Genomic DNA, 25,386 nt, shown 5'->3' with positions numbered 1-25,386 from the left:
GTCCTTGTCATTAGCCCGAGAAATCCAACATCCGCTCCGGTTCCAGATGGACCAGGCCATCGGGCAGCGAGAAGCTGGGCGTGGCGCTTTCCCCGCCCATAAACGGATGCTGCCCCGCCTTGACCGTAAACGTGCCCGGGCAGGCGAAGGTGATGTTGCCGCCTTCCAGGGTGATGGCGGTCTGGCCGGCCTGCAGCACGATCTTCTGCTGGGCCAGCACGTCGATGCGGGTGTCGGTGGCGGTGACCGTCACCGCCTGGTCGGCCAGGATGTCCAGCGGGCCGCTGTGCGCCTGCAGGCTGACCGGGCCGGCGGCGGCGATCGCCTTGAGCGGGCCGGCCTGCGCAAACAGCGCGGCGTGCTGGCCGACCGCGGCCGAGAGGGTCTGGCCGGCGGTAGCATGCAGGTCGTCCTGCGCGGTCAGCTGCAGCTGTTGCCCGGCATAGCTCACCGCGCTGTTGGGCGTGGTCCAGGCCAGGTGGTCTGGCGACTCGGCCAGCAGCCGCGCATCGGCGAAGCGCTCCACCGGGTCCTGGCCCTGGCGGCTGCCGGCCGTGGGCTTGGTCGCCGGCTGGCCGCCGACGCTGCCGCTGTACTTGCCCTGCGCCTGCGGGTCGATCGCCTGGTGCAGCGCGCTGACGCTTGTGCGTGCCTCCAGCCCCGGCACCTGTTGCGCCTGCAAGGTGTCGTGCAAGGCATCGGCGGTGCGTTCGGCGCCCTTGAGCTGGCTCACCGCCTCGGCGACATCCAGTTGGGTCGAGGCGCCCTGGGCGCGGGCCGTGGTCGACAACAACAGCCCCTGCGCCGCATGCACGTTGCCCCAGCCTTGCGTGGCCAGCGCGAAGCCCTGGCCGTACAAGGCGCCGCGGCTGGCGCCGCCGCCTTGCAGCAGATACCCCAGTTGCAGCGCGCTATCGGCCAGGCTGGTGTGCAGGCGCGTGCGCAGTTGCCCCGGCGTGTCGTCTACCAGCCACTGTTGCGTGCCGCTGCCATCGTGCGCCTGGGTGTGCAGGCCACTGAGCGTGCCGGGATGATTGCTCTGCTCGGCCTGCAGCCCGCCGCCGAAGGGTGGGGCCACCTCGCCGTTGTACAGCTGCCCGGTCACCCGTGGCTGGTCGATGTCCCCGTGCAGGAACTCCACCAGCACTTCGGCGCCGATGCGTGGCAAGAAGTGCGTGCCCCAATTGGGGCCGGCCACCCACTCGGCCACCGGCACCCAGCTGCCGCTGCGTTGGTCGCCCGGGGCGTGGCCGTCGTCGGCGCTCAGGCCGCCGGGATTGGGCGCGCTGCCGCGCTGCCAGGCGAACTGCACGCGCACCTGATGGTCGCGGTTGGGCGTGACTGCCGCGTCGGACAGGCCGACCACGCGCGCGGTCTGCGGGCCGTGCACCTGCGGGCGATCCTGCGGCAGGGCGCGCAGTGGGGTGGCGGCAGGGGCAGCGACGAAGCGATTGCGGTAGCCACCGCGCTCGCTGCCATCGGCGCCCAGCAACTGCGCGATGCCGGTGTCGAAGTTATTGCGTGCGCTGTGCTCCAGCGCCAGCACGGTGAAGCGCTGCTCGCCGTACTGCGGGTGCTGGCTCAGCGTGAAGCTCTGGCCGGCGGCCAAGGTGCGTACGCTGCCGCTGCCGGCATGCAGCATGGCCGGCACGCGTAGCGCATCCAGCCGTGCTTGCGCCGCGTCCTGTGCCCAGGCGCCTTGCGCAAAGCGCCCGGCGCGCGGCTGCACATAGACCTCCAGCGGCGGCAGCTCACCGGCCTCGGCGCTGGCCTGGCCACTGACGGCGGTGAGTTGCTCGCTGTGCCAGCTGGTGGCACTGGCAGTGGTCGGGGTGATGCGTTGCTGCGCACCGAAGGCGGTGATGGTATCGGTGGCTTCGGTGATGTCGGCGCGGTGGAAGCGCAGCGTGCCGCCGTCCGGGCGCTGCGCCTGCGGGTCGAACACCACCAGCGTGTGGGCGGCCTCCTGCTCGCCGTCGGCCTGCTCCACGCACCAGGCCAGGCCGGCATCGGCCAGCAGGCGGGTGACGAAGTCCCAGTCGCTCTCGCGGTACTGGGTGGTGATCGCGCGTGCGGGCAGGGTCTGCTGCACGTCGAAGCGGAACACCGCCTGCGGATACGCCGCAAACAGCCGCTCGCAGATCGCCCGCGTGTCCAGGTCCTGGAAGATCACCGCATTGCGGCGCAGGGCCAGCAACGCCGTCCACGGCTCCAAGGTCAGGCGATACCGCACCAGACCGCCATCGCCGCCGAGCGCAGCCACTGCGGTACACAGCCCATGCCAGCGCCGCATCGCGCCGTCGGCCTGGCGCAGCTGCAAGGTCAGCGGCTGCTCGAGCAAACCGTCCAGGTCCACGTCATTGCGCGTGGACAGGCAGTCGATCTCGAAGCGGAAGCCGGCACAGACGGCTTCGGTACCGGTGAAGCGTTCGACGACCCAACCGTCCATGGGGGCTTGCAGTTGAATCAGGCGCGCCTGCTGGGAGGGAAGCGCAAGGGTCGCTAGCTGTGCAGCGACCGAGCTGACGATGTCCATATCGAATGCCTCACGGCAGAGTGATCGTGATGTGTGCAGTACGCTGCGGCATCTGCACGATGTCGTTGTACGCGGCCATGCGGGTTTCGGTCTGGTGATCCAGATAGAAACGCAGGCCGAAGAAACCCAACACGCCAAAACCGGCCACCAGGGCTGCCGGCAGCCACAGCGGGACGACCCGGCGCAGGCCGTGGCGGATGTGGTCCGGCGGCAAGGCATGCGGCGCGAAGCCGTTGCGCTTGCCCTTGAGATAAATGATCTCGTCGCCCAGGCGCGCGGTCAGATAGCCGAGCTTTTCCGGGCCTTCCAGCCGGTACTTGCCTTCGAAGCCGAGCAACAGGCAGTAGTGGTAGACCTCCAGCGACGGCAGCCGCGGCGCGCCCTGGCGGCGCAGGTCTTCCAGCCGATCGAAGAAGTGCTCGCCTGCCAGGTGCTCGCCGAACAAGCGCAGCTGCAGCGGGTTGCGTTCCCAGGCCTCGTGCAGCGGCGACGGCTGCGAGAGGATGGCTTCGTCGACGGCCGCGCAGAACGCGTACTTGGCGGCATAGACGTCTTCCGAGGCGATCCCCATCTTGATCGCGCCACGCTCCACGCCATCGAGGAACTTCTGCACGGACTGCACGAAGGATTCGCCATCGGATGGCACCTGGCCGCGCTTGAGCAGCAGCAACAGGTAAAACCCGTCGGCCATCAGGTCCTGCAGGCTCTGCGGGGTGGTGGTCTGCGAGGGCAGGGCGACCGGGCCTGCAGAGGTCAGCGACGGCATCGGGCCCGGGGTCGGAGGCAGGTTGGAGTTCATCATGAGGTCACCGCGATCAGTTCCATCTTCAGATCATTGATGCCGGCCGGCACGTAGATCATCATCGATTGCGTCTTGAGCATGCGCTCGTACAGCGCGCCACGCGCATCCACTTCGAAGTAGTAGCTGCCCGGGCGCACCGGAATGGCAGCGGGAACCTGGGCGGCGTGACTGAGCTTGACGCCGGGCAAGGCCGACAGCACGCATTTTTCCACGTCGTCCGGCGCGCCGACCTTGAACCGCACCGGCACGGTCTGCACCAGTTCCTGCGCCGGCATATCGGCCGACACGCCGAGGTAGAACGAGGCGTTGTCGTCGATACGCTGGGAATCGATCCGGCCCAGGTGGAACGACGGCTTGACCTCGGACAAGGCGATCTTGAAGTAGCGCGCCGAGATCACCGTATCGAGCAGCGTGCGTACGATTTCGAACAGGCGCTGGAAGCCGGCTTCCGGCGCCTTGTGCTGATAGCGTGGCAGGTCATTGAGCTGGAACGCATTGGAGAACGTCAACAGCGCACCGGCCATCCGCAGCAACTCCTGATGCAGGCGCTCGGGGTGCAGTTGCGGATGATGGAACAGATGCGAGAGCGCGCCGAACGAGCCGTTGATGGTGTGCAGCAGCCAGAACGAGGCGATGTCGCCGGAGCGGAATTCGATGATGTTCTGCGACGGCTGGCGATGCAGGCCGTAGAGCGCATCGACCTTGGCCTGCAGCGAATCCAGCAGGCCGCGCAGATTGCGATGCAGTGCCTGCGACGCTTCCACCTGCGCGCACGGCGGGATGAAGTCCTCATCCAGCTCGAAACCGCCGGTGGCGGTGCGGCGCACGCGTGCGATCGGCATGCTGACGTAGGCGTCGCGCGGCTGATCGTCGGTCAGCAGTTTCACGGCCTTGCCGAGATAGGCCATCTCTGCCTCGGCCGCATCGGTGAACAAGTCGTTGGTCGGATGATTGACCTGGCGATAGCGCGCCAGCTGCGACTCGCCATCGCCGACGTTGTCGCCGTCATCGCGCAGCAGCGGCAGCGCGAGATGGATATGGGTGGCCTGGATGCCGGCCGGCAGGTCCTTCAGCGACAGCGCATCGGGCAAGGGATCGTGCGCCGGTGCGTCGTAGGACTCGCCATCGGCGAAGACTGCCGATAGATCCAGCGGGCGTAGCGTGCCGCCGTTGAGCGCCTGCGGGTCGAAGCGGACCCGCCGACATCCCCAGGCATACGGATGCAGGGTCTGGGCGAGATCCTGCAGGCGCGCTTCGTGATAGGCGTCCTGACGCTGGAAATGCTGCGGTCGGAGGAACAGCCCCTCTCCCCAGAGCACCTTGGACATCCTGCTGACATGAGACACGGTTCGATCCTTGAAGAAGTTCTAGGACACCTGCAAAAGCCGGTGAAGAAGGCGACAAGGCCGCGGGCATCGCCGGCGGCCAGGACAGACACGCTGCCCGAATACTAACGCAGCCGCTCGTGAGTCGGTGTCAGCGCGTCGCCGCGCAGCGCACCGACGCCAGACTGCCAGGATCGCCGGAAATCTTGGTGAGCAAGGCCGCACTGTCGGTGGTCAACGCACAGCCGTGAATGCCCACCGTGATGCCATCGCGGGACAGGTTCTTGCGCTTGGCGTCGAAGGCGAGCCGCCAGCGGCCCTCGGCCGGTGCACGGAACAGGGCGACCACGCCGATCACCGCGGTCCCCTCGGACAGCTGTTCGTCCAGCGACTGCTTGTTGCCGGGCATCAGCACGATCTCGTTGACTGACAGCAGGTCGGCGCCCAGCGCGGCCTGCTCGCCGGCCGAATCGAGGAAGGAATTGAAGGCGGCCTGTTCGAACCGCTGCGCGCTGCGCAGGTGGTAGATCTTCAGGACCGCTGCCGAGGCGCGACCGTCGTTGCCGGCGTTGAGGTTGGTGCCGGCGAACAGCCGGAGCGGGATGACCGGCGGCGCGTCTGGTGTCGCGTCCTTCACACCCACTGCCTGTAGAGTTTTGTCGACGGCTTTGCCCAGTCCACCACTGGCACAGCCTGACAGTGTGACGGTGATCGCAATTATCGAGAGGGTAACCAGCCAGCGGGCGGTCGGGATAACGAAGCGAGCCTGTTTATTCATTGCTGACCATGGCGAGGTGGGCGCCAGTCGCAATCGCAGCGCTTTCGGACAGCAATGTCCGGGGTGCACCAGGATCGGACTTCCTTGACGCGTGGCGCGGCGCTGCACTATACCGCTGGATACTTGCGTGTGTACACTTGAGGGCACAACTGCTTACCGATCTTTGCATCCATAGCGGCCGGATCGGTGCTTACCTTTAGGATTTTTTGTCGAGGGAGTTTTATGAAGGTGATCAAGGGGATGGCCGCTGCACGGCCGGTGCTGGCGCTGGTTCTGTTGTCTGCTCTTGCCGGTTGCGCCAGCGCACCGAAGAAGGCACCGCCGCCGTCGTTCGACGCGACCATGGCCAGGGCCGAATCGCAGGTGGGTACCGTGGGGGCCGATACTGCCATCAAGACCTTCGAAGACGCCGCACGCGCCGATCCGACCAAGAAGGAACCGTGGGTGCGCATTGCGCAGTTGCAGTTCGATCGCAATAACTACGCCCGCGCCATCGTGGCTGCCGAGGAAGTGCTGCAACGCGATCCCGACGACATCGTCGCTGACGGCGTGATGACGGTGGCGGGTTTCCGCATCGCCAACCAGTCGCTGCAGCGCCTGCAGGGCCGTGGCGCGCTCGCCTCCGATACCGCCCGCAAGGAAGCCGAGACCCTGGCTGCCACGCTGCGCGCCACCATGGGCGACGCGATCCTGGCGCCGGAAAAGCCCAAGAAGCCGGTCAAGCGTCCGACCACCCGTCGCGGCGCCGCCGCTCCGGCCAGCAGCGCTGCGCCCGCCGGCACCACCACGCCGCGTTCGTCCTCCGACGATGCCGGTTCCGACCCGTTCAAGAACCTGGGCGGCAACTGATCCGCACACGGATTCGGTTCCCCCATAGTCAAGGAGACACCCATGGCCAAGAAGGACAGCATCCAGAAACGACTGCAGAAGGTGCGGCCGCCACGCGTGCAGCTCACCTACGACGTCGAGAAGGGTGACGCGATTGAACAGAAGGAACTGCCGTTCGTCGTCGGCGTGCTCGGCGACTTCAGCGGCAATCCGGAGGAACCGCTGCCGAAGGTGAAGGACCGCAAATTCGTCAACGTCGACATGGACAACTTCGACGAAGTGATGGAAGGCGTGGCTCCGCGTGCGGTCTATCGCGTCAAGAACAAGATCAGCGACGCCGGTGGCGAGTTCGGGGTGGAACTGAAGTTCAAGTCGATCGACGACTTCCGCCCGGAAGCCGTCGTCGAACAGGTCGAGCCGCTGCGCAAGCTGCTGGAATCGCGGACCAAACTGGCCGACCTGCGCAACAAGCTGGCCGGCAACGAAAAACTGGAAGATCTGCTGACGGACGTGCTCAACAACACCGAGCAGCTCAAGAAGCTGGGCACGGAAAAGGGAGAGTAAGTCATGGCAGAAGCCACGAGTGCCGCTGAACAAACCGCGCAGGCCGCAGTGACCGAAATCGGCCTGCTCGACCAGATCGTCGAGCAGAGCAAGGTCGCCAAGTCCGAGACCGAGCATCAGCGCGCCAAGGACATCATCTCCGAGCTGGCCAAGGAAGTGCTGGAAGGCACCGTGGTGGTCTCGGACAACCTCAACCTGACGCTGGATGCGCGCATCGCCGAGATCGATCGGATGATTTCCGAGCAGCTCAGCGAGGTCATGCACGCGGCGGAGTTCCAGAAGCTGGAGAGCACCTGGCGCGGGTTGCATTACCTGTGCCAGCAGACCTCCACCGGCGTCGGGATGAAGATCAAGGTCCTGAACGCGAACAAGAAGGATCTGGTGCGCGACTTCAAGTCGGCCATCGACTTCGACCAGAGTTCGCTGTTCAAGAAAGTCTACGAAGAAGAGTTCGGCACCTTCGGTGGTGCGCCGTTCGGCGCGCTGATCGGCGACTACCACTTCGGGCGTCAGCCCGAGGACATGTATTTCCTGGAGCAGATGTCGCACGTCGCCGCTGCGGCGCATGCGCCCTTCATTTCGGCCGCCTCCGAGCAGATGTTCGGCCTGGAGACGTTCACCGACCTGGGCAAGCCGCGCGATCTGGCCAAGGTGTTCGACACGGTCGAATACGCCAAGTGGAAGTCGTTCCGCGAGTCGGAAGACAGCCGTTACGTCGGCCTGACCATGCCGCGCTTCCTGGGCCGCCTGCCGTACAACCCGAAGGATGGCACCACCGTCGAGGGCTTCAACTTCGTTGAGGACGTCGACGCTGCCGACCATAGCAAGTACCTGTGGTGCAATAGCGCCTATGCAATGGGTGCGCGTCTGACCCAGGCCTTCGAGAACTACGGCTGGTGCGCGGCGATCCGCGGCGTGGAAGGCGGTGGCCTGGTCGAGGACCTGCCGACCCATACCTTCCGTACCGACGATGGCGAAGTGGCGCTGAAGTGCCCGACCGAAATCGCCATCACCGACCGGCGCGAAAAGGAACTCAGCGATCTCGGCTTCATGCCGCTGGTCCACTGCAAGAACACCGACTATGCGGCGTTCTTCGGTGCGCAGTCGGCGCAGAAGCCGAAGAAGTACAACACCGACTCGGCCAACGCCAACGCCATGTTGTCGGCGCAGTTGCAGTACATCTTCGCCGTGTCGCGTATCGCCCATTACCTGAAGGCGATGATGCGCGAGAAGATCGGCAGCTTCGCCTCGGCGCGCAATGTCGAGGATTTCCTCAACCGCTGGATCTCCCAGTACGTGCTGCTGGATGACAACGCGGGTCAGGAAGCCAAGGCGCAGTTCCCGTTGCGGGAAGCGTCTGTCCAAGTTTCGGAAGTGCCGGGCAAACCCGGTGTTTACCGTGCTGTGGCCTTCATCAGGCCGCATTTCCAGCTCGATGAGCTGAGTGTTTCGTTGCGCTTGGTGGCCGAATTGCCAGCCGGCTCCAAGAAGTAACGTTTTAGTGATTTGTTGTGGCGTCGAAGGGACGGAGATCCCGGCTGTTTGTTTCCAGTTAGACGCTGCCCGTCAGGGCAACCAACCGTTGGCCGCCAGGCCGACACACCAATCTCACGGAAGACCGGAATTTAGGAGACCAGATCATGCAGCACTCGTTCCTTCAGATCGATACCATCAATGGCGAGTCCAACGACAGCGCTCACGCCAAGTGGATCGAAATCAAATCCTTCTCGCAGGACCTGATGCAGCCGCGTTCGGCGACCGCATCCACCTCCGGCGGCGCCACCGCTGCCCGCGTCAACCTGTCCCCGATCGAAGTCGTCAAGTCGATCGACCTGGCGTCGACTGCGCTGAACCAGGCGTGCGCCAACGGCACCACCTTCCCGAAGGCCCGCATCGAGTTCATGCGCGCTGACAAGGACGGCAAGGCCATCAACTACTACCTGGTGGAGTTGATGAACGTGCTGGTGCACCGCGTCACCACGACGGTCGACGAAGAGGGGATGCCGCAGGAAGTCGTGCAGCTGAGCTTCGGCGCCATCAAGTGGACCTACCAGCAGCAGAAGCCGGAAGGCGGCGTTGGTGGCAAGGCCGTGGCGCAGTGGAGTGCGACCAAGAACATCCCGAACTACACGGTCTAAGCGTTGCCTGCGATGGCGCCAATGGCGCCATCGCAGTCGCCGGGGATCGGCGATGAAGTGGCAAGACGATCACCGCCGCCTCGCGTCGAGTCGGTTACCGTATCTGGCACGGATCTGCCACGCACGAGATTGCCAATGAAGGGACTCGAACCCAGTCTGCTCGAGAAGCTGTTCGACGACGCACCCAAGTCCAGCGCAAGCGGACCCGTGTTCAAGGCGGTGTCGCTGGAACAGCACAAAGAGTCGATCGCCCGCGATCTGGAAGGGCTATTGAACGCGCGCGCCGCGTTCGCCGAAGACGACCTGGGCGAGTTCCCCAACTGCAAACAGTCGCTGATGACCTACGGGCTCGGCGATTTTTCTTCGATGAGCCTGGCCAATGCCTACGACCGCGCGGCCATCTGCCGCTCGCTGGAGCAGGCCGTGGCGCGTCATGAGCGCCGGCTGCGCAATGTCACCGTCAAGCTCGACGCCAATACGCAATTCAGCGGCGGCCTGCATTTCACCATCCACGCCGTGCTGGACTTGCAGCTGGCACGCGAGCCGGTGAGCTTCGACGCCATGCTGCAACCCTCCACGCTGCAATATTCGGTCAGCCGCCTGCGGCGCCAGGCCAGCTGACATGCAAGATCTTCTGCCTTACTACGAGCGCGAACTGGCGTACCTGCGTCGCTACAGCCGCGAGTTCGCCGACCGTTATCCCAAGATCGCCAGCCGCCTGCAGCTGTCTGCCGATGGCAGCCAGGACCCGCATGTCGAGCGGCTGATCGAAGCGTTCGCCTTCATGGGCGCGCGGATCTCCAAGCGCATCGAGGACGACTATCCCGAGTTCACCGATGCCTTGCTGGATGTGCTCTATCCGCATTATCTGCGGCCGTTTCCTTCCTGCTCGATCGCCTTCTTCGACATGGAAGGCGTGGCCGCCAAGCTGAGTGCGCCGGTCCGCGTGCCGCGCGGCACGCAGTTGCAGACGCGCCTGGTGCGTGGCGTCAGCTGTCGCTTCCGCACCACCTACGATGTGGTGCTGGCGCCGATCGGCGTGCGCTCGGCCGAATACCGCGCGGTTGCCGACGCGCCGATGGCCACCACGCTGCCGGCTGGCAGTGGCGCGCAGATCTCGCTGTCGTTCGGGCTGTTGTCCGACCAGGTCAGTTTCGATGGCCTGGGGACCGATGCGCTGCGGTTCTTCGTCGACGGCGAGCCGTCGTTCTGCGCCGCCTTGCGCGATGCGCTGGCCTTCGGCGTCAAGGCCGCCTACGTGGAGGCGGACGGCAATGGCCGTTGGCGTCGCCTGCCCGAGGCACCGCTGCAGCCTGTCGGTTTCGCCGAAGACGAGGCCCTGGTGGAATTTCCCGCCCGCAGTCACCCGGCCTACCGCTTGCTGACCGAGCTGTTCGCCTTCCCGGAGAAATTCGGTTTCTTCGATCTGCCGTTGAAGGATGTCACCGCAGGCGCCAGCCGCGTGTTCACCTTGCACCTGATCCTGCAGGCCACGCCGCCGGACCGTTCGGCAAATGTGGTGCTGGAGGAACTGGGCAGCAAGCACATTCGCCTGGGCTGCACTCCGGTGGTCAACCTGTTCAAGCAGAATGGCGAACCGATCCGGGTGACCCACCGGACCGTCACCTATCCGGTGCTGGCCGATGCGCGCCGGGCATTCGCCTACGAGGTGCATTCGATCGATTCGGTGCACCGCGTGCGTCAGACGCCGCAGGGCGAGACCTTGCACGCCTTCCGGCCGTTCTATTCCCTGCACCACGGCGAAGATCCCGAGCGCACCGGGCAATACTGGGTGGCGCGTCGCGACGAGGATGTCGCCCGGCAAAGCCCAGGCTACGAGACTGAATTGAGCTTCGTGGACCTGGAATTCAATCCGACCGCGCCGCAGACCGACGTGATCAGCGTGCAGCTGACCTGCAGCAATCGCGACCTGCCCAACCAGCTGGCGCATGGCGTGGCCGGTGGCGATCTCACCATCGAAGGCGGCACCCCGGCGCGGGCGATCAGCCTGCTGCGCAAACCCAGTCGCCCGATGCGCTTCCGCCAGGGCAAGGGCGCGCAGTGGCGATTGATCTCGCACCTGTCGCTCAACCAGCTGTCGTTGACCGGGAGCGGATTGCCGGCGCTGAAGGAAATGCTGCGCCTCTACGACCTGTCCGGCAGCAGCGTGTCGTCGCGGCAGATCGACGGCATCGTCGGCCTGGAACAGCACCCGGTGACGACCTGGATGTCCGGCAAGCACTTCGCCTCGGCGGTGCGCGGCATCGAGGTGCGTGTGACCGTCAGCGAAAACCATTTCGTCGGCAGTGGCATCGCTGCATTCGCCCAGGTCATGGATCATTTCTTTGCCCTGTATGTCCATGCCAACAGCTTTACCCGCCTGGTGCTGATCTCCAACGACACCGGGGAGGAACTTGTCAGATGTCCACCGCGAAGCGGCGAATCGATCCTGGCGTAGCCCAGCAACTGCTCGCCGAGCCGCATCGCTTCCAGTTCTTCCAGGCGATCCGACTCCTCGAGCAGACCTTCCAGCGGCAAGGCGTGCGGCCGGATCAGGTCGTGCCGACGCGCGTGCGTTTTCGCAACTCGCTGTCGATGGGGTTCCCCGCGACCGAGCTGGATGCAGTCAGCGAGGCGTTTTCGGCGCTGGGCGACAAGCTCGATAGCGAAGCGGCCGTGGGCCACGCCTTGGAGACCGAGGCGCTGGGCGAGGTCCACCTGACGCCGCATTTCATGGGCTTGCTGGGCACCTCGGGTGCCTTGCCGCTGCACTACACCGAGACCTTGCAGGAGCGCGAGGTCTATCAGCGCGATCGCACGCCGCGTGCGTTCTTCGACATCTTTTCCACTCGCGCCGTCACCCTGCACTATGCGGCGTGGAAGAAGCACCGCCTGGCCCTGCAGTACGAACTGGATCGCCGCGAGCGCTTCCTGCCGCTGGTGCTGTCGCTGCTGGGCCTAGGCCTGCCCGGCCTGCGCGATCGCATGATCGATGGCCAGGGCGATGTCTTCGACCAGGCGGTGGCCTACTACGCTGGCGCCGTGCGGCAACGGCCGGTGTCGGCGGTATTGCTGCGGCGGGTGTTGTCGGACTACTTCCACGTGCCGATCGAGCTGGAGCAGTTCGTCGGCGCCTGGTACAACGTTCCGCCCGGCCAGGCCACGAAGCTGGGTCAAGCCAATGCCACCCTGGGCTCCAGTGCGCTGGCCGGCGACCGGGTATGGCAGCGCGACCTGCGCATGCGATTGCGCATCGGCCCGCTGCATCGGCAGGCCTTCGACGATTTCCTGCCCGGCGGCAGCGCGGCGCAGGCGTTGGCCAAGTGGCTGACCTTGTTGACCGGCGCCAGCCTCGAGTACGAAGTCCGGCTGGTGCTGCGCGCCGAAGACGTGCGCGGCTCGGGCATCGGCGAGGGCGCCGGTGCACGCCTGGGCTGGGACAGCTACCTGTGCTCGCGACCATCCACCGAAGCGCGCGCCGATACCACCTACGGCATCCATTCTCTGCAGTGATCGGCGCACGCCGATCACCTCGACCCCCGCAAGGAGCGTTTCCATCGCATGAGCATCAATCTCAAGACCCTGATCAGCAAGCTCGACGACACCTGTCGCCTGGCCGCCGAGCGCGCAGCGAACCTGTGCATGGCGCATGGCAACTACGAGGTGGACCTGGAGCATCTGTTCCTTGCGTTGCTGGAGCAGCCGCAGAGCGATTTCGTGCTGATCGCGCGCCGCAGCGGGGTCGCCCCGGATGTGCTGCAGCGCGATCTGAGCGAAGAGGTGGCGCGCTTCAAGACCGGCAACACCCGCACCCCGGTGTTCTCGCAGCACCTGCCCACGTTGTTCGAGAACGCCTGGCTGATCGCCTCGCTGGATTCGGAAACCACCCGCATCCGCAGCGGCCACCTGCTGCTGGCGTTGTTGACCGCACCGGACCTGTCGCAGCTGGCCTATCGCGGCTCCAAGCAGTTCGTGCGTTTCAAGCTGGAAGAACTCAAGCACGACTTTGCCAAGCTCACCGAGGGTTCGCAGGAAGCCGGGCAGGGCGTGCGCTTCGCCGATGCCGGCAAGGGCGAAGGCGATAGCGACCCGGTCGATACGCTGACCGGCGCGCCCGACGGCAAGGGCGGGCTGAGCAAGACCCCGGCGCTGGACCAGTTCACCAGCAACCTGACCGCGCGTGCGCGCGAGGGCAAGATCGATCCGGTGATCGGCCGCGATGCGGAGATCCGCCAAGTCGTCGACATCCTGATGCGTCGGCGCCAGAACAATCCCATCCTCACCGGCGAGGCCGGCGTCGGCAAGACCGCGGTGGTGGAAGGCCTGGCGCGGCGCATCGCCGACAACGACGTGCCCGAGGTGCTGCAGGGCGTGGAGCTGCACGTGCTGGACATGGGTCTGTTGCAGGCCGGAGCCAGTGTCAAGGGCGAGTTCGAGAACCGCCTCAAGAACGTGATCGACGAGGTCAAGAAGAGCCCGCACCCGATCATCCTGTTCATCGACGAAGCGCACACCATGATCGGCGCCGGCGGAACCGCCGGCCAGAACGATGCGGCCAACCTGCTCAAGCCGGCGCTGGCGCGCGGCGAACTGCGCACCATCGCCGCCACCACCTGGGGCGAGTACAAGAAATACTTCGAAAAGGATGCCGCGCTGGCTCGCCGCTTCCAGGTCGTCAAGGTCGAAGAGCCCAGCGAGACGCTGGCCTCGGCGATGCTGCGCGGCATGGTGCCGCTGATGGAGAAGCACTTCGGCATCCGCGTGCTGGACGAAGCGGTCACCGAGGCAGTGCGGCTGTCGCACCGTTACATCAGTGGCCGCCAGCTGCCGGACAAGGCAGTCAGCGTGCTCGATACCGCTTGCGCCAAGGTCGCCTTGGGCCAAAGCGCCACCCCGGCGATCATCGAGGACACCCGCAAGCACCTGGACCGGCTGGCCGCCGAGCTGGCCGCCTTGCAGCGCGAAGTCGCCGGCGGCGCCCGTCACCACGCCGAGCGGCTGGCCGAGTTGACCCAGGCACAGGCGCAGGCGCAGCAGGTGCTGGACGACAACCAGGCACAGTTGGTGCGCGAGCGCGAACTGGCCGACAAGGTGCGCGCCCTGCGCGCGCAGATGGAAGCCGAGCCGGTGGCCCCTGCCGCGGTCGACGAGCCGGCCGGCGATGCCGCCAAGCCGGCCAAGGGCAAGAAGGCCCCCGCGCCGCTGTCGCCGCAGCACGCCGAGCTGGACACGCTGCTCGGCCAGTTGCGCGAATTGCAGGGCGAGACGCCCATGGTGCCGCTGCAGGTGGACGGCGGGGTGGTGGCGGAGATCGTCTCGGCCTGGACCGGCGTGCCGCTGGGGCGCATGGTCAAGGACGAGATCCGCGTGGTGCGCAATCTCAGCAGCTTCCTGGTCGAGCGCGTGATCGGCCAGGACCACGCGCTGGACGCGATCGCTCAGCGCGTGCGCACCGCCAGCGCCAAGCTCGAAGATCCCAACAAGCCGCGCGGCGTATTCATGTTTGTCGGCCCATCCGGCGTCGGCAAGACCGAAACCGCGCTGGCCCTGGCCGACATCCTCTACGGCGGCGAGCGCAAGCTGGTCACCATCAACATGAGCGAATACCAGGAGGCGCATAGCGTCTCCGGCCTGAAGGGCTCGCCGCCGGGCTACGTCGGCTATGGCGAAGGCGGCGTGCTCACCGAAGCGGTGCGGCGCAATCCCTACAGCGTGGTGCTGCTGGACGAGGTCGAAAAGGCCCACCCGGACGTGCTGGAGATGTTCTTCCAGGTGTTCGACAAGGGCGTGATGGACGATGCCGAAGGCCGCGAGATCGACTTCCGCAACACCTTGATCATCCTGACCTCCAACGTCGGCTCCTCGCAGATCATGCAGGCCTGCCTGAACAAGACCGCCGAAGAACTGCCCAGCGCCGACGCCCTGGCCGAGGCCCTGCGCCCGGTCTTGATGAAGACGTTCAAGCCCGCGTTCCTGGGCCGAATGAAGGTCGTGCCGTATTATCCCATCAGCGACGACGTGCTGGCGCAGATCATCGCGCTCAAGCTGGGCCGCATCCGCGACCGCGTCGCCGCCAACCACAAGGCCACGTTCCAGTGGGACGAGAGCCTTGTGGAGGCCGTGTTGGCACGTTGCACCGAGGTCGATTCCGGCGCGCGCAACGTCGATCACATCCTCAACGGCACGTTGCTGCCCGAGATCGCCGAAAGCGTCCTGGCAGCGATGGCCGAAGGGAACAAGATCAATGCCATCAAGGTGACCGCCGGCAAGAATGGCGCCTTCAAGTACAAGTTGACCTGACACGCTCTACAGCAAGGAGAAGCACATGGACTTTTTTGGATTGGACCGTAGCAAGGCCATCGCCAATTGCGACAGCATCGCGCTTGGCCGTGCCGGACGCGACACCGATATCGTGCGTGGATGGAACCGCCTGCGTCCGGAAAACATCCTGGATCTGCTCGGTGGCGCATCGGAAGACGCGCGTCGCGACGCCCACGCCCTGGCCGCACTGATGGTGCGCGGCCCCTGGCGTCTGCACATGCAGGTACCGGTGCAGGGCAAGGCCACCCAACTGGTGGGCAATGTGCGCGAGGTCGGCCTGACGGTGACGGGGCGCGAGTATCGGTTGCAGCTGACCGAAGGGTCGCGCCTGCAGCTCGAGCGCATCGTCCAGGCCGCCTGAACTGCCTGACCGGCGCCGCCGTGCTGGGGCACGGCGGCGCATTGCATTCTGCATCTACGTAAGGAGCTTCCATGGATCTGGTCGCCACCGTGTTGTCCGCCCTGGCCGCACCGGGCCAGCAGGAGCGCTTGCTGCGCTTGCACACCCCTTTCGGGGGCGAGCGTCTGGTGGCCGAGCGTTTCGCCGGCACCGAGCGCATCGACGGCGGCGGGTTCCGCTTGGAGATCACCGCGCTATCCACCGACGCCGGTCTGCCGTTGGCGCAGGCGCTGGGCAAGCCGGTGCTGCTGGAGTTGCTCACCGCCGATTCGCGCACCGAGTTGCGGCCGTTCCATGGCCACGTCACCGCCATCGCGCAGGTCGGCAGCAATGGCGGCCTGGCGCGCTACCGCTTGACGGTGGAGCCGTGGCTGGCGCTGTTGGGCCAGCGCGTGGACAGCTACGTCTTCCACGACATGAGCGTGGTGGAGATCGTCGAGAGCGTGTTCTCCGACTACGCCGACCAGGGTGCGGTGACTGCGGCCTGGCGTTGGTCGCTGGCCGATGCCAGCGTTTACCCCAAGCGCAGCCTGACCACGCAATACCAGGAGACCGACCTGGCCTTCGTACAGCGCTTGCTGGCCGAGGAAGGCATCTACTTCTGGTTCGAACACCGTGGCGATGCAGCGTCCGAGCGGCTGGGCAGCCACACCCTGGTGCTGGCCGACCAGGTGGATGCCGCCCCGGCGATCGGCAGCGTGCGCTATCACCGCGCCGATGCCACCGAGCGCGAGGACAGCCTGCAGCAATGGGCGGTCATGCGCCGCGCCTGCACGGCCAAGCTGGCGCGCGCCAGCTGGGACTACCGCAGCCTGGACCTGCGCCCGGCCAGTGCCGAGGCCAATGCGACTGACGGCATCGCCGCCGAGGATGCCGACACCAGTGGCCCGTACGGCTGGGTGGACCGCGCCCAGGGCCAGCGCCGCGCGCAACAACATCTGGATGCGCAGCGCGTGCGCAGCCAGTTGATCCACGCCGCCGGCCACTGGCGCCGCGCCGCCCCCGGCACCCGCTTTGCGCTCAGCCAGCATCCGGGCGTGGACGCCGATGCGCAGTTCCTGTGCCTGCAGGTCGAGCATGCCGCGCGCAACAACCTCGGCGCCGAGGTGTTCGACGCGCTGGAGCAATTGCTCGGCCCGCATGCCGCGCCCGGTGTCGCCCTGCCGCCAGCGCTGCGCGGACTGGCCGACACCGACACCCCGCTGCCGGCCGAGAGCGACTTTTACGACAACCGGCTGCTGGCGCTGCCGCAGACGCTGACCTATCGCCCGCAAACCGAAGACGGCCACGGCGCCCGCCTGCATCCCAAGCCGACCGTGACCGGCACGCTGAGCGCGATCGTGGTCAGCGACGGCGCGCCGCTGCAGTCCGACCGCGACCACCGCATCAAGGTGCAATTCCCCTGGCAGCGCGGCGGCAACGCCAGCGGCGGGCAGGCCCACCCCAGTGGCGAGGACAACGCCCCCGGCAGCGGTCAGGCCTGGACCTGGGTGCGGGTGATGACGCCCTGGGCCGGCGACAACTGGGGCGGCGTGGTGCTGCCGCGCCAGGGCCAGGAAGTGCTGGTCGGTTTCCTGGAAGGCGACATCGACCGCCCGGTGGTGGTCGGCGCGCTGTACAACGGCCGCGGCCAGGACAACGCCGCGCACAACCAGCTCGGCGGCGGCGGTGCCGGCGCCACCGGCAATGCGCCGGCCTGGTTCGACGGCAACGACCACGGCGCAGTGTTCACCGGTTTCAAGAGCCAGGCGCTGGCGCAGAGCCAGTCCGGCACCGGCGGCTACCAACAGCTGCGGCTGGACGACACCCCCGGCCAGGGCCGCGCCCAGCTGTCCACCACCCAACATGCCAGCACGCTGACGCTGGGCCATCTGAAGGGCGGCGCCGACAACCTCCGCCAGGACGAGCGCGGCTTCGGCGCCGAGCTGTCCAGCCAGGCCGCTGGCGCCCTGCGTGCCGGCCAAGGCCTGCTGCTGACCAGCGAACCGGGCAACACGCAACTGGCCGCCACCGGCGCGCTGAGCCAGCTGCAGCAGGGCAGCGACCTGCTCAAAAGCCTCAACGACGCCGCCCGCACCCAGCAGGCGGGCCTACCGAGCGAGGCGGAGGCGCTGCCGACCCAGGACGGCCTGAAGACCTTGCAGGAGCACCTGCAGGCCACCCACAGCGGCAGCGCGGCCGGCGAGATCGGCGGTGGCGCTGGCGAGGTGCCCGGCTGGAGCGCCCCGGTGCTGCTGGGCAGCGGCCAGGCCGGCGTGATGAGCCTGACCCCCGCCGACCAGGTGTGGGTCTCGGGCACCCAGACCACGCTGCTGGCCGGCAGCGCACTGAACTGGCTGAGCCAGGGCCACCTGGTGCTGGCGGTGGCCGGTGGGCTGGTGCTGTACACCCAGGGCAGCAAGGCCGCCGCCGGCAGCCCCAACCAGGAAACCGGCATCGCCCTGCACGCCGCCCAAGGCACGGTCAGCGCACGCGCGCACAAGAACACCGCCACCCTGGCGGCCAAGACCCAGGTGCGCATCGTCAGCACCACCGCCGACATCGCCTTGTCGGCACCGACCAAGCACCTGCTGGCCACCGCCGCCGGCGCCTACCTGCGGCTGGAAGGCGACAACATCGAACTCGGCGCACCGGGCAAGGTGGAGTTCAAGGGCGGCAAGCGGGAGTGGTTGGGGCCGCAGGGGGCTTCAACCAGTATCCTGATACCCACGAGTGGCCTCAAAGATTGCTCTAAAGATATCGCGGCAAAAGCTGCGGGCGGCGCGGCCTACATATAGGTGTCATCTCGAATGTTGGAAGCGATGATTGAACAACTCAGCGAGCTCCTGCTGCGAGATGAGGAAAAGGCCGCCTATCTCTTCGTCGATCCAATCCTTAGGGAGCCGTTCCCTCTGGATTGGCCCCACGTCGCGTGCGCCGCATCCTGGGACATTCCCATTAAGCACCCAGCATTTGAAAGGAGCCAGCAACCAAGGCTGATTGTGCTGGACCGTCCCAATCTTGCCTTGCTGGAAGCAAGCGTCTTTGCGGCTGTCCAGGAGCAGCGTATCCCATCTGATGAGGCGGAAGCGGGATTCACCATCGGTGGCTGGCTGCTAATCGACAAGCAGGTAGATCCAGTAGCGCTCGCCCACCATCTGAGCCGCTGCATCCAATTGCCAGTTGCGGGGGACGGAGGGCGACGCGTCTTGCGTTGGAATGATCGGCGCGTCATGGAGTGGATGTGGCCCGCCTTATCGCGTGAACAACGTGCCGCCTTGCTTGGGCCCGTCTCCAGTTGGATTGCGCTGGACCGCCGCAATAACCTTGTCATCTACCAGGCTGATCCGGATGTTGCGGCGCCGTCGCTTCGTCTGACGACGCAGCAGTGGGATCGCGCAAAAATGAGCGAGATCGTACAAGAACTGCTGAGAGGCTGGTTGAGCTTTGCCGACGAACTGCCTAGCGATTATCTGCAACGCACGGGCGATGCAGTGAGCGCTATTGCCGCATCGGGAGTGACTAGCCGGCAGGATCGCGCGCTGCTGGCTGCCTATATTTTTCAGGTGCATCCTCGTGTGCTGGAGCATCCACGCATTGAATCGGCAATTGCGCGGGCACTCGCCGGAGAGCAGAGCTTGAGCCAGTTGCTGCAAGACATCCCAGATCCTGATGGCTGGAACCAGATTCGCGAAGCACTCAGTCATCTGGTCCGCCGTGACGGCGTTGATATCGATAAGGAAATCCGACATGGCTGACGGTCAACAAGGTCCCTACTCCTCCAACGCGCAGAAAGCCGCCGCGGCGACACCAGACGGGCAGGGGACAGGTTGCCCTGCGTGCGTTAAGGCCGGGCTACCATTCTTGCTGGTTAGGCCAGGGTTGGCGGATGCGGTGTATGGCGAGGCAAAGCAGCAAAAATGTGCTGCTTTGCTAGACAAAGATGTCGCTGGTCCAAAGCTGGAGTTCGGCCGCTATGTCATGCGGACGCTTCGTGCCGGTTATGTGATGGTGTACTACGCCACGCCACATACAGCAGCACTCAAGCAAACCAGGGGCTGGCAGGCCTTTCAGGTATCAGACGGTGGCTATCTCTCGCCTTATCCCTTGCCCTTGATCGAGAGCGCAGGCGCAAAAGCGGAGACAGGATTCACCTGTCAACGCACAGTAGCCTATGCCAGTGCCATGCTGTTGGTCATTCCAGAGCCCAAGAGCGCCGGCCAGATCTGGGTGGGATACAGCGATCATCCGTGGTCGGCTCCTGTGCGTGATTTCTATGCGGCGAACACCAGTCAGCGCAACGCCCGTATGACGTTAATCGATGTGCCAAAGGTTGAGTGCGCGCGTTCGTTACAGCTGACGGAAAATACAATCGCCAACGTCGTAGCCGATTATGACGGCGCACCACCGGATAATCATTTGCTGCAGACGCCATATCCGCCGCTAGTCCTTGCCCGGGATAAACCCGGCAATGGGAGCATACGCCCAGAAAGTGCTGCGGATCTAATGCAGGAGGCGCAGAGGCTGGTCAAAGCAAGCAACGGCCAGTTCACTGTCGAGCAACTCAAGATCGTCAGCGTGCCTGACGCGGTGGGAATGACCGCGGAGACTGCCTCTGCTCGCCTGACGCAGTGCAACAGTGCAAAGGCTTGGCTCTACGATAAGGAAAAGCAAAGCCAGAATCACCCCTGGCGGCTTCAGAGTGCGCTCACGATTGAAGGTCTGCTCAAAGAGATCGACGCGCAGAACGCTGCCAAGAAACAACAGATCGCGACCCTGAAGCAAAATGGTGTCGGTGGAAAACAGGTCTCGCGCGTCGAATTTGACCGAATGATGGCTGCCAAGGAGCTGCCTGCGGGCACGTTCTTTCAGCCTGGCGGGAAAATCGATGCGCGCGGCGAGTACATGCCTGATTTCAGCAACGGCACCATCGTCCTGCAGAATAGTCGAGGATTGGATAAGGACACTGCCGAGCTCAAGCAGCAGGTGCTGGACAAGCTCAAGTCGAAGAACGGCGATTACCCCTTTCGTACGTTCTTGAAGGGTTACAACGCATTGTTGCAAGCCGATGCCAAGAAACTGGCACGGGTGGAACTCGACCATAAAGCCTGGATCCAGTCGGCAGCGCGCAAGCTGGTGACGGACAACGATTGCTCCGGGCAGGTGAGGATGGATGGCTTGCATTTTGCAAGCATCGTTGCAGACATCACCAATGGCGGCGCAATGACCGACAATGGTCTGGAGTGGTACGGCGATTTTATCAAGGACGATCCCGAATTGAAGGAAGCGCTTCTCACGCGCGCCCTGCTGGGCAACCAGGACGCCTTCCACAAGGCATTCAAAGAAACCAAGATTCACAAGGAAGCCAAGAATCTCTTCAAGTTGTTTGAAGACACCAGTAAGGCCGCCGAGGGCCAAATGAAGGCCGATCAGCGTCTGATCAAGGCCTTCCCGTTTTATGACAAGACAGTAAGCTCGCTGCCCACCCTGAAAACGCTCGCCGCTGCCATTGGTCACCCGCTGATCGTTGTTGCTGGTGGTGTGGCTTTGAGCATGGAGAAGAAAAAGGCGTGGTCCACGGCCGCTGGTGCAGCGTTTGAGCGCTTGATGGCAGGTCTTGTGGAGGCTGCGGGCCCAGGCAAGGAAGCAATACGGATGGACCTGCGGTTTGGTCAGGCTGCTCAGTTCTGGCAGTTGGCGGGCGAGCGTCTGCGCCAGAGCAGTGCCGAAACGGCGAGTCAGGCCGCATCCGCGGTACCGCGCCAAAGTGGCAAGGTGAAGAGCCTGATGCTGGCCGGCTCCTTGGCGATGGCGATCAACACCCCTGATGCGCTGTCGAAGCAGGTCGTCAGAGTCTGGGCCTTTGGCGAGAAAATGGGTGAAAAGGTTGGAAAAGGCACAACGCTGGCTGGCAACGAGCTCAAGCTATGGGGGGATTCGACGGCGAAGGCGCTGCGCGAGGGATCAGCCGCGTTTTCCGCAGCAGGGGGAGTGCTGCAGGCCTATTCCATTGCCAAGGCAATGCATACGCTGACGTTTGGGACTGAGAAAGAGCGCGAGATCGCTTACGCCAGTTTGCTCGGCGCCGGTATGGGGCTTGTCGCGGCAAGCCTGGAGGTCGGCGAGGCCATCTACAAACACCTGGACAAGGCGAAGGGGATCGATGCGGCAGTAGGGCGCGCGCGCGTGCTGAAATGGACGGCGGGAAGGCTTTCTGCTGCGGGGCTGTTAATTGATGTGTGCTTATCTATTTTTTCAGCTCTTTCCAGAATTAAAACGAGTGATAGAGATGCTGCCCTCTCATACGGAATCCAAGGGGCTTTCTTTCTTGGAGCTATGTATGCGTCATGGATGGGGGCTAAGACAACTTTTATTGCTTCTGGCGCTGCCGCCGCAGATGCCGCAGCAGCGTCTGCGGGCGCTGCGTCTGCAGGTATGCTTGGTCTGTCGTGGACAGGCTGGGGCCTCATACTGATCGGGCTCGGCCTGCTGGCAGGTTATGTAGCGATGCGTCTGCAAGACACTCCGACCGAGGAATGGGCTGCTAAGAGTATCTGGGGTATTGCGGATGCAGATGTAAAGTGGGGAAGTCCGCAGCGCGAACAAGAAGAGCTCAATAAGTTGCTGATGGGTATTCGCGTTGAGTTTGAATGCGGCACGGAATGGCTCAAGAGCCTCGGCGCGTCCGCCGCTGCGGCAGACGCATTGGCTTTCGGTAACGACGATGACCGGATATGGTCAAAATCCGTGATCACGCGGTTGTGGATGCCGCAGGAGCTGCGCACGCATCTCAGCTATATGCTTGCCGTTGTCCTTGCCGATAACCGGGGTATTTCGTCCACAGTCTATACGTACAGCAACGGACAGGGCGCCATGCAGGCAAAACTCCCAGGCGTGGATCAGGCCAGGCTGCAGTCGGAGGCCGACGTGGTGGTCATCCAGATCGGTGTGGACGGCGCTTTGTATAGAAGCGCACAGCTCGAAGTGACCATTGGCGAATCGTCCGGTGAGAGGCAAGTGCTGGTCCAACAAATAGTCAAAGGGTGAGTCGGGCAATGAATGATGTCAAAAATCCCGCCTATCGGGTGCTGTTGCCAGAGTGGCAGGGAGGCGAGCCGCAGTTCGAGCTATCTCAGGAACAGCTGAAGTTGATGCTCAGTCCTACGCCTTATCGAGTTGCGCCTGTTGACAAGCGTCAGCCGGTACACGAACAAGTGAGCAGCTGCGACTCATTAGTAGCCGTTTACCCCGATGCCATCAGTGTCGGAAGTGTTTTAGGCGCAGGGGCCGAGCGTGGAGATGTCGGGTTCGGTGGTTGGATGACATTGATTGGATCCGGCGGTTTTTTCTGGCTGGGTCTATCTGGTTTTGGAATATTTGATCCAATCACTTGGTTTATGTGTCTGCCAGTTGGATTTTTTTTCCTGATTGGTGCAGTTCATTTGCTGAAAATTAACTATCTTTATCCGAAGGATCAGCCGGTATTATTCAATCGCAAAACGAAGCAGGTATTATTTTCGCGCATCCGCCATGTTTCTTTTTGGAAGTTCTGGGCCATGCCTGGCTTCCTTCCACCTCAATCAGCAGATTGGCAGACGCTGCAGGCGCGGACTTACAAGTTCAATCAGCTCATGGGAGAGACGATGCGCGACTCATATCGATTGGAGCTGTGGGCACCGCACCCGGATGACCCGAAGAAGCTCTATGCGCGTGAATCGATCGGCTATCTCGGTTGGTACGAAGACGAATTGTTGTGGCGGCTCTACGAGCACATTCGCCGCTATATGGAAGAGGATGGCCCGCCAATCCAGCCAGGCGAGGCACTCCGCAAACGCCGTGCGGGCAGGGACCTGGAGCCGTTCACCGCCGAGGTGATGGCAACCGTTGGCGGTCCTGCATTGAGCATTGAACAAGTAGAAGCGTTGGCCGCCACACAGAGCCACAGTTCGACCTAACTGCGGAGCCGAGTTTGGCAAGCGCGGAGCTGCGTTCCGAAGCCGGCGTGGATCTTGGATAAGCCGCCGCAATGATCCAGTCCGCTTCCCAAGGCCTTGGTGCCGAGGACGCCAACGAACGCCTGCACGCACTCGCCGCGCAAGCGGGCAGTGCGCACTGCTACCTGTTGATGCAGCCCAGCGGCGGCAACGACGCGCACGACACCCGCTTCCGGCAGCACATCGAGGATGCGGCGATGACGCCGGTGGCGGTCAGGATCGACAAGCTGCCAGAGCGCTTCTGGCCGGTCGTGTTCGCACTGGATCTCGAGCGCGGCGCGCATGCAACCTTGTCCGCCCTGGCAGTCGACATGGCGCTGGCCGACACCACGCCGCAGGCGATGGAGCGCGGGCAGATTCAGCGCACCTGCGCGTGGATCTTCTCCGACCTGTCGATCGGCCAGTTGACGCGCCAGTTGGCGACCACCGCCGTGACTCGCCACCCCGTAACCCACATGGCGCGCTGGTTGCGCTATTACGACCCGCTGGTCGCGGATATGTTCTGGTCGACCTGCGCGCCGGCGCAGTTGGCCTACTTTCTCAACGGAATTGCGTCCCTCGCCTATATCGATCGTTGGCAGAGCCTGCAGGTCGTCAGTGGTGAATTCGATGTCACTCCCAGCGCGGTCTTGCCGCCGTCGGCCTGGGAGCGTCTGGACGGCATCGGCGCACTGAACCAGGCATGGGTCCGCGCCCACAGCGAAGGCGCGCAGATCGTGCGCGAGCAGTTCTCCGCGGCGGTGCTTGCCGTCCAGCACGGCGTTCGCCGAGGTCTGCGTCCCGGTGCCGGCCTGGATCTGTTCGCATGGCAGGCCTTGCATCTGGGCCCCGGTTTTTATCGACACCGGCAGGTGCAGGCCCTGCTGGAACAGGTCAGCGCCGGCGAGGATTACACCGAGCTGGCCAATCAACTGGACGATGCCCATTGGCAGGGCATCGGAATGGAAGCGGGCAACTTTCAGGCCCCCTCGACGCAGGAGCGCATCACGCCATGACACAGAACGCCACTTGCACCCCATGCGATGTCTGCAATAGCGCCGGCCTGGTCATCCTGCCGGTGCGCTATACGGTAGTGCCGACCTCCTGCCCGGGTGCGGGCCTGGGGCCGTTCGCCAAAGGCCGTGGTACCCAGGAAGACGTCTCGTCCGCCGGCTACACCTACGCGGTGCGCACCTTGCGGCAGGGCATGCTGTATCTGTTCTACGAACAATCCGGCCCGTACGGCGCCAAGCAATGGGAAGCCTATGCGATTGCCCAGAATGGCACCTTGTGGCGGCAACCGTCGGCGGCCGCGGCGCAGCCGCTTGTCGGTGCCGGTCTACCTGCGTGCTCGCGTTCGGAACACAACGCCGAGCGCATGGAGTTCATCACCCTGCGTCAGCCGCAGCTGTGCGGTACGGTGTGGGTCATGTTCTCCGAGCATGTGCTGACGCCGGCCACGCTCAAGCGCTATGCCAACGACGCCACCCTGCGCGCCGAGCGCATGCAACCGATCATGCCCAAGCAGTGGATCGGTGCGCCGCAGGCCAGGGGCGACACGGTGCCGCTGTCGAGCGCCGACGACCTGAAGGCGGCGATGGAGTATCGCGGGTTTGCCGGCGAGCTCAGTGAGCCGGCGCAACTGCCGCACGACCGCAAGGCGGCGGTGGTCAGCACGTCGAGTGGCGGCTACAAGGTCGAGGTGTTGCGCGCCAATAGCACACGCTACCCCTGGGCGCTGC

General features: G+C 64.6%; 19 protein-coding genes. 15 read left to right on the top strand and 4 right to left on the bottom strand.

Annotation, left to right across the window (positions count from 1 at the left end):
- Window positions 1-10: 10 nt before the first annotated feature.
- The 4 genes from CKY51_RS05720 to tssJ form a co-directional block, all read right to left on the bottom strand.
- A complete protein-coding gene (locus tag CKY51_RS05720; RefSeq protein WP_022972613.1) occupies window positions 11-2,536 on the bottom strand; it encodes a type VI secretion system Vgr family protein in 2,526 nt (841 codons plus the stop codon).
- Window positions 2,537-2,546: 10 nt separating this feature from the next.
- A complete protein-coding gene (icmH, locus tag CKY51_RS05715) occupies window positions 2,547-3,335 on the bottom strand; it encodes a type IVB secretion system protein IcmH/DotU (RefSeq protein ID WP_022972614.1) in 789 nt (262 codons plus the stop codon).
- Window positions 3,335-4,666 carry a type VI secretion system baseplate subunit TssK gene (tssK, locus tag CKY51_RS05710; RefSeq protein WP_022972615.1) on the bottom strand — a complete coding sequence of 444 codons (1,332 nt, stop codon included), beginning with the start codon at window positions 4,664-4,666 and terminating at the stop codon, window positions 3,335-3,337. Before tssK ends, icmH begins: the two co-directional genes overlap by 1 nt.
- A gap of 148 nt (window positions 4,667-4,814) precedes the next feature.
- A complete protein-coding gene (gene tssJ, locus CKY51_RS05705) occupies window positions 4,815-5,549 on the bottom strand; it encodes a type VI secretion system lipoprotein TssJ (protein WP_244952515.1) in 735 nt (244 codons plus the stop codon).
- A gap of 114 nt (window positions 5,550-5,663) precedes the next feature.
- On the opposite strand from tssJ, the gene CKY51_RS05700 reads away from it, so the two are divergent.
- From CKY51_RS05700 to CKY51_RS05630, 15 genes are all read left to right on the top strand, one after another.
- On the top strand, window positions 5,664-6,290 hold the full coding sequence (locus CKY51_RS05700) for a tetratricopeptide repeat protein (protein WP_022972617.1): 627 nt from the start codon (window positions 5,664-5,666) through the stop codon (window positions 6,288-6,290).
- Between the two features lie 42 nt (window positions 6,291-6,332).
- Complete coding sequence (tssB, locus tag CKY51_RS05695; protein ID WP_022972618.1) at window positions 6,333-6,833, top strand: type VI secretion system contractile sheath small subunit; 501 nt, start codon at window positions 6,333-6,335, stop codon at window positions 6,831-6,833.
- A 3-nt stretch (window positions 6,834-6,836) separates the two neighbouring features.
- Window positions 6,837-8,327, top strand: a complete 1,491-nt coding sequence (gene tssC / locus CKY51_RS05690; RefSeq protein ID WP_152248984.1) for a type VI secretion system contractile sheath large subunit — start codon at window positions 6,837-6,839, stop codon at window positions 8,325-8,327.
- Between the two features lie 146 nt (window positions 8,328-8,473).
- Complete coding sequence (locus tag CKY51_RS05685; protein WP_152248983.1) at window positions 8,474-8,971, top strand: Hcp family type VI secretion system effector; 498 nt, start codon at window positions 8,474-8,476, stop codon at window positions 8,969-8,971.
- A gap of 135 nt (window positions 8,972-9,106) precedes the next feature.
- Window positions 9,107-9,592: a type VI secretion system baseplate subunit TssE gene (tssE, locus tag CKY51_RS05680; RefSeq protein ID WP_152248982.1), complete on the top strand. Its 486-nt coding sequence runs from the start codon at window positions 9,107-9,109 to the stop codon at window positions 9,590-9,592.
- A gap of 1 nt (window position 9,593) precedes the next feature.
- A complete protein-coding gene (gene tssF / locus CKY51_RS05675) occupies window positions 9,594-11,429 on the top strand; it encodes a type VI secretion system baseplate subunit TssF (protein ID WP_152248981.1) in 1,836 nt (611 codons plus the stop codon).
- Window positions 11,393-12,484 (top strand): type VI secretion system baseplate subunit TssG, encoded by a 1,092-nt coding sequence (tssG, locus tag CKY51_RS05670; RefSeq protein ID WP_022972623.1) that lies wholly within the window; start codon window positions 11,393-11,395, stop codon window positions 12,482-12,484. Before tssF ends, tssG begins: the two co-directional genes overlap by 37 nt.
- A 48-nt stretch (window positions 12,485-12,532) precedes the next feature.
- Window positions 12,533-15,271 (top strand): type VI secretion system ATPase TssH, encoded by a 2,739-nt coding sequence (gene tssH, locus CKY51_RS05665; protein WP_022972624.1) that lies wholly within the window; start codon window positions 12,533-12,535, stop codon window positions 15,269-15,271.
- Between the two features lie 25 nt (window positions 15,272-15,296).
- Entirely contained in the window at window positions 15,297-15,653 is a 357-nt protein-coding gene (locus tag CKY51_RS05660; RefSeq protein ID WP_022972625.1) for a hypothetical protein, read from the top strand.
- Window positions 15,654-15,724: 71 nt separating this feature from the next.
- Complete coding sequence (locus CKY51_RS05655) at window positions 15,725-18,469, top strand: type VI secretion system Vgr family protein (protein WP_152248980.1); 2,745 nt, start codon at window positions 15,725-15,727, stop codon at window positions 18,467-18,469.
- Between the two features lie 24 nt (window positions 18,470-18,493).
- Window positions 18,494-19,429 (top strand): DUF4123 domain-containing protein, encoded by a 936-nt coding sequence (locus CKY51_RS05650; RefSeq protein WP_244952514.1) that lies wholly within the window; start codon window positions 18,494-18,496, stop codon window positions 19,427-19,429.
- Window positions 19,422-22,718 carry a T6SS effector BTH_I2691 family protein gene (locus CKY51_RS22630; protein ID WP_244952513.1) on the top strand — a complete coding sequence of 1,099 codons (3,297 nt, stop codon included), beginning with the start codon at window positions 19,422-19,424 and terminating at the stop codon, window positions 22,716-22,718. Before CKY51_RS05650 ends, CKY51_RS22630 begins: the two co-directional genes overlap by 8 nt.
- A gap of 8 nt (window positions 22,719-22,726) precedes the next feature.
- Window positions 22,727-23,626, top strand: coding sequence for a DUF6708 domain-containing protein (locus tag CKY51_RS05640; RefSeq protein ID WP_152248978.1), 900 nt, complete (start codon window positions 22,727-22,729; stop codon window positions 23,624-23,626).
- A 71-nt stretch (window positions 23,627-23,697) separates the two neighbouring features.
- On the top strand, window positions 23,698-24,660 hold the full coding sequence (locus CKY51_RS05635) for a DUF4123 domain-containing protein (protein WP_152248977.1): 963 nt from the start codon (window positions 23,698-23,700) through the stop codon (window positions 24,658-24,660).
- On the top strand, window positions 24,657-25,386 hold a 730-nt coding region (locus tag CKY51_RS05630), incomplete at its 3' end, for a T6SS effector BTH_I2691 family protein (protein ID WP_280524681.1). The genes CKY51_RS05635 and CKY51_RS05630, both read left to right, overlap by 4 nt.

This window comes from Xanthomonas maliensis (assembly GCF_009192945.1).
Lineage (GTDB): Bacteria > Pseudomonadota > Gammaproteobacteria > Xanthomonadales > Xanthomonadaceae > Xanthomonas > Xanthomonas maliensis.
Note: the sequence above shows the minus strand (reverse complement) of the source record. Positions and strands in the feature narration are given on the sequence as shown.

Coding starts and splice junctions, on each gene's coding strand:
- CKY51_RS05720 (WP_022972613.1), bottom strand. CDS start 2,536: ATGGACATCGTCAGCTCGGTCGCTGCACAGCTAGCGACCCTTGCGCTT.
- icmH (WP_022972614.1), bottom strand. CDS start 3,335: ATGAACTCCAACCTGCCTCCGACCCCGGGCCCGATGCCGTCGCTGACC.
- tssK (WP_022972615.1), bottom strand. CDS start 4,666: ATGTCCAAGGTGCTCTGGGGAGAGGGGCTGTTCCTCCGACCGCAGCAT.
- CKY51_RS05700 (WP_022972617.1), top strand. CDS start 5,664: ATGAAGGTGATCAAGGGGATGGCCGCTGCACGGCCGGTGCTGGCGCTG.
- tssB (WP_022972618.1), top strand. CDS start 6,333: ATGGCCAAGAAGGACAGCATCCAGAAACGACTGCAGAAGGTGCGGCCG.
- tssC (WP_152248984.1), top strand. CDS start 6,837: ATGGCAGAAGCCACGAGTGCCGCTGAACAAACCGCGCAGGCCGCAGTG.
- CKY51_RS05685 (WP_152248983.1), top strand. CDS start 8,474: ATGCAGCACTCGTTCCTTCAGATCGATACCATCAATGGCGAGTCCAAC.
- tssE (WP_152248982.1), top strand. CDS start 9,107: ATGAAGGGACTCGAACCCAGTCTGCTCGAGAAGCTGTTCGACGACGCA.
- tssF (WP_152248981.1), top strand. CDS start 9,594: ATGCAAGATCTTCTGCCTTACTACGAGCGCGAACTGGCGTACCTGCGT.
- tssG (WP_022972623.1), top strand. CDS start 11,393: ATGTCCACCGCGAAGCGGCGAATCGATCCTGGCGTAGCCCAGCAACTG.
- tssH (WP_022972624.1), top strand. CDS start 12,533: ATGAGCATCAATCTCAAGACCCTGATCAGCAAGCTCGACGACACCTGT.
- CKY51_RS05660 (WP_022972625.1), top strand. CDS start 15,297: ATGGACTTTTTTGGATTGGACCGTAGCAAGGCCATCGCCAATTGCGAC.
- CKY51_RS05655 (WP_152248980.1), top strand. CDS start 15,725: ATGGATCTGGTCGCCACCGTGTTGTCCGCCCTGGCCGCACCGGGCCAG.
- CKY51_RS05650 (WP_244952514.1), top strand. CDS start 18,494: ATGATTGAACAACTCAGCGAGCTCCTGCTGCGAGATGAGGAAAAGGCC.
- CKY51_RS22630 (WP_244952513.1), top strand. CDS start 19,422: ATGGCTGACGGTCAACAAGGTCCCTACTCCTCCAACGCGCAGAAAGCC.
- CKY51_RS05640 (WP_152248978.1), top strand. CDS start 22,727: ATGAATGATGTCAAAAATCCCGCCTATCGGGTGCTGTTGCCAGAGTGG.
- CKY51_RS05635 (WP_152248977.1), top strand. CDS start 23,698: ATGATCCAGTCCGCTTCCCAAGGCCTTGGTGCCGAGGACGCCAACGAA.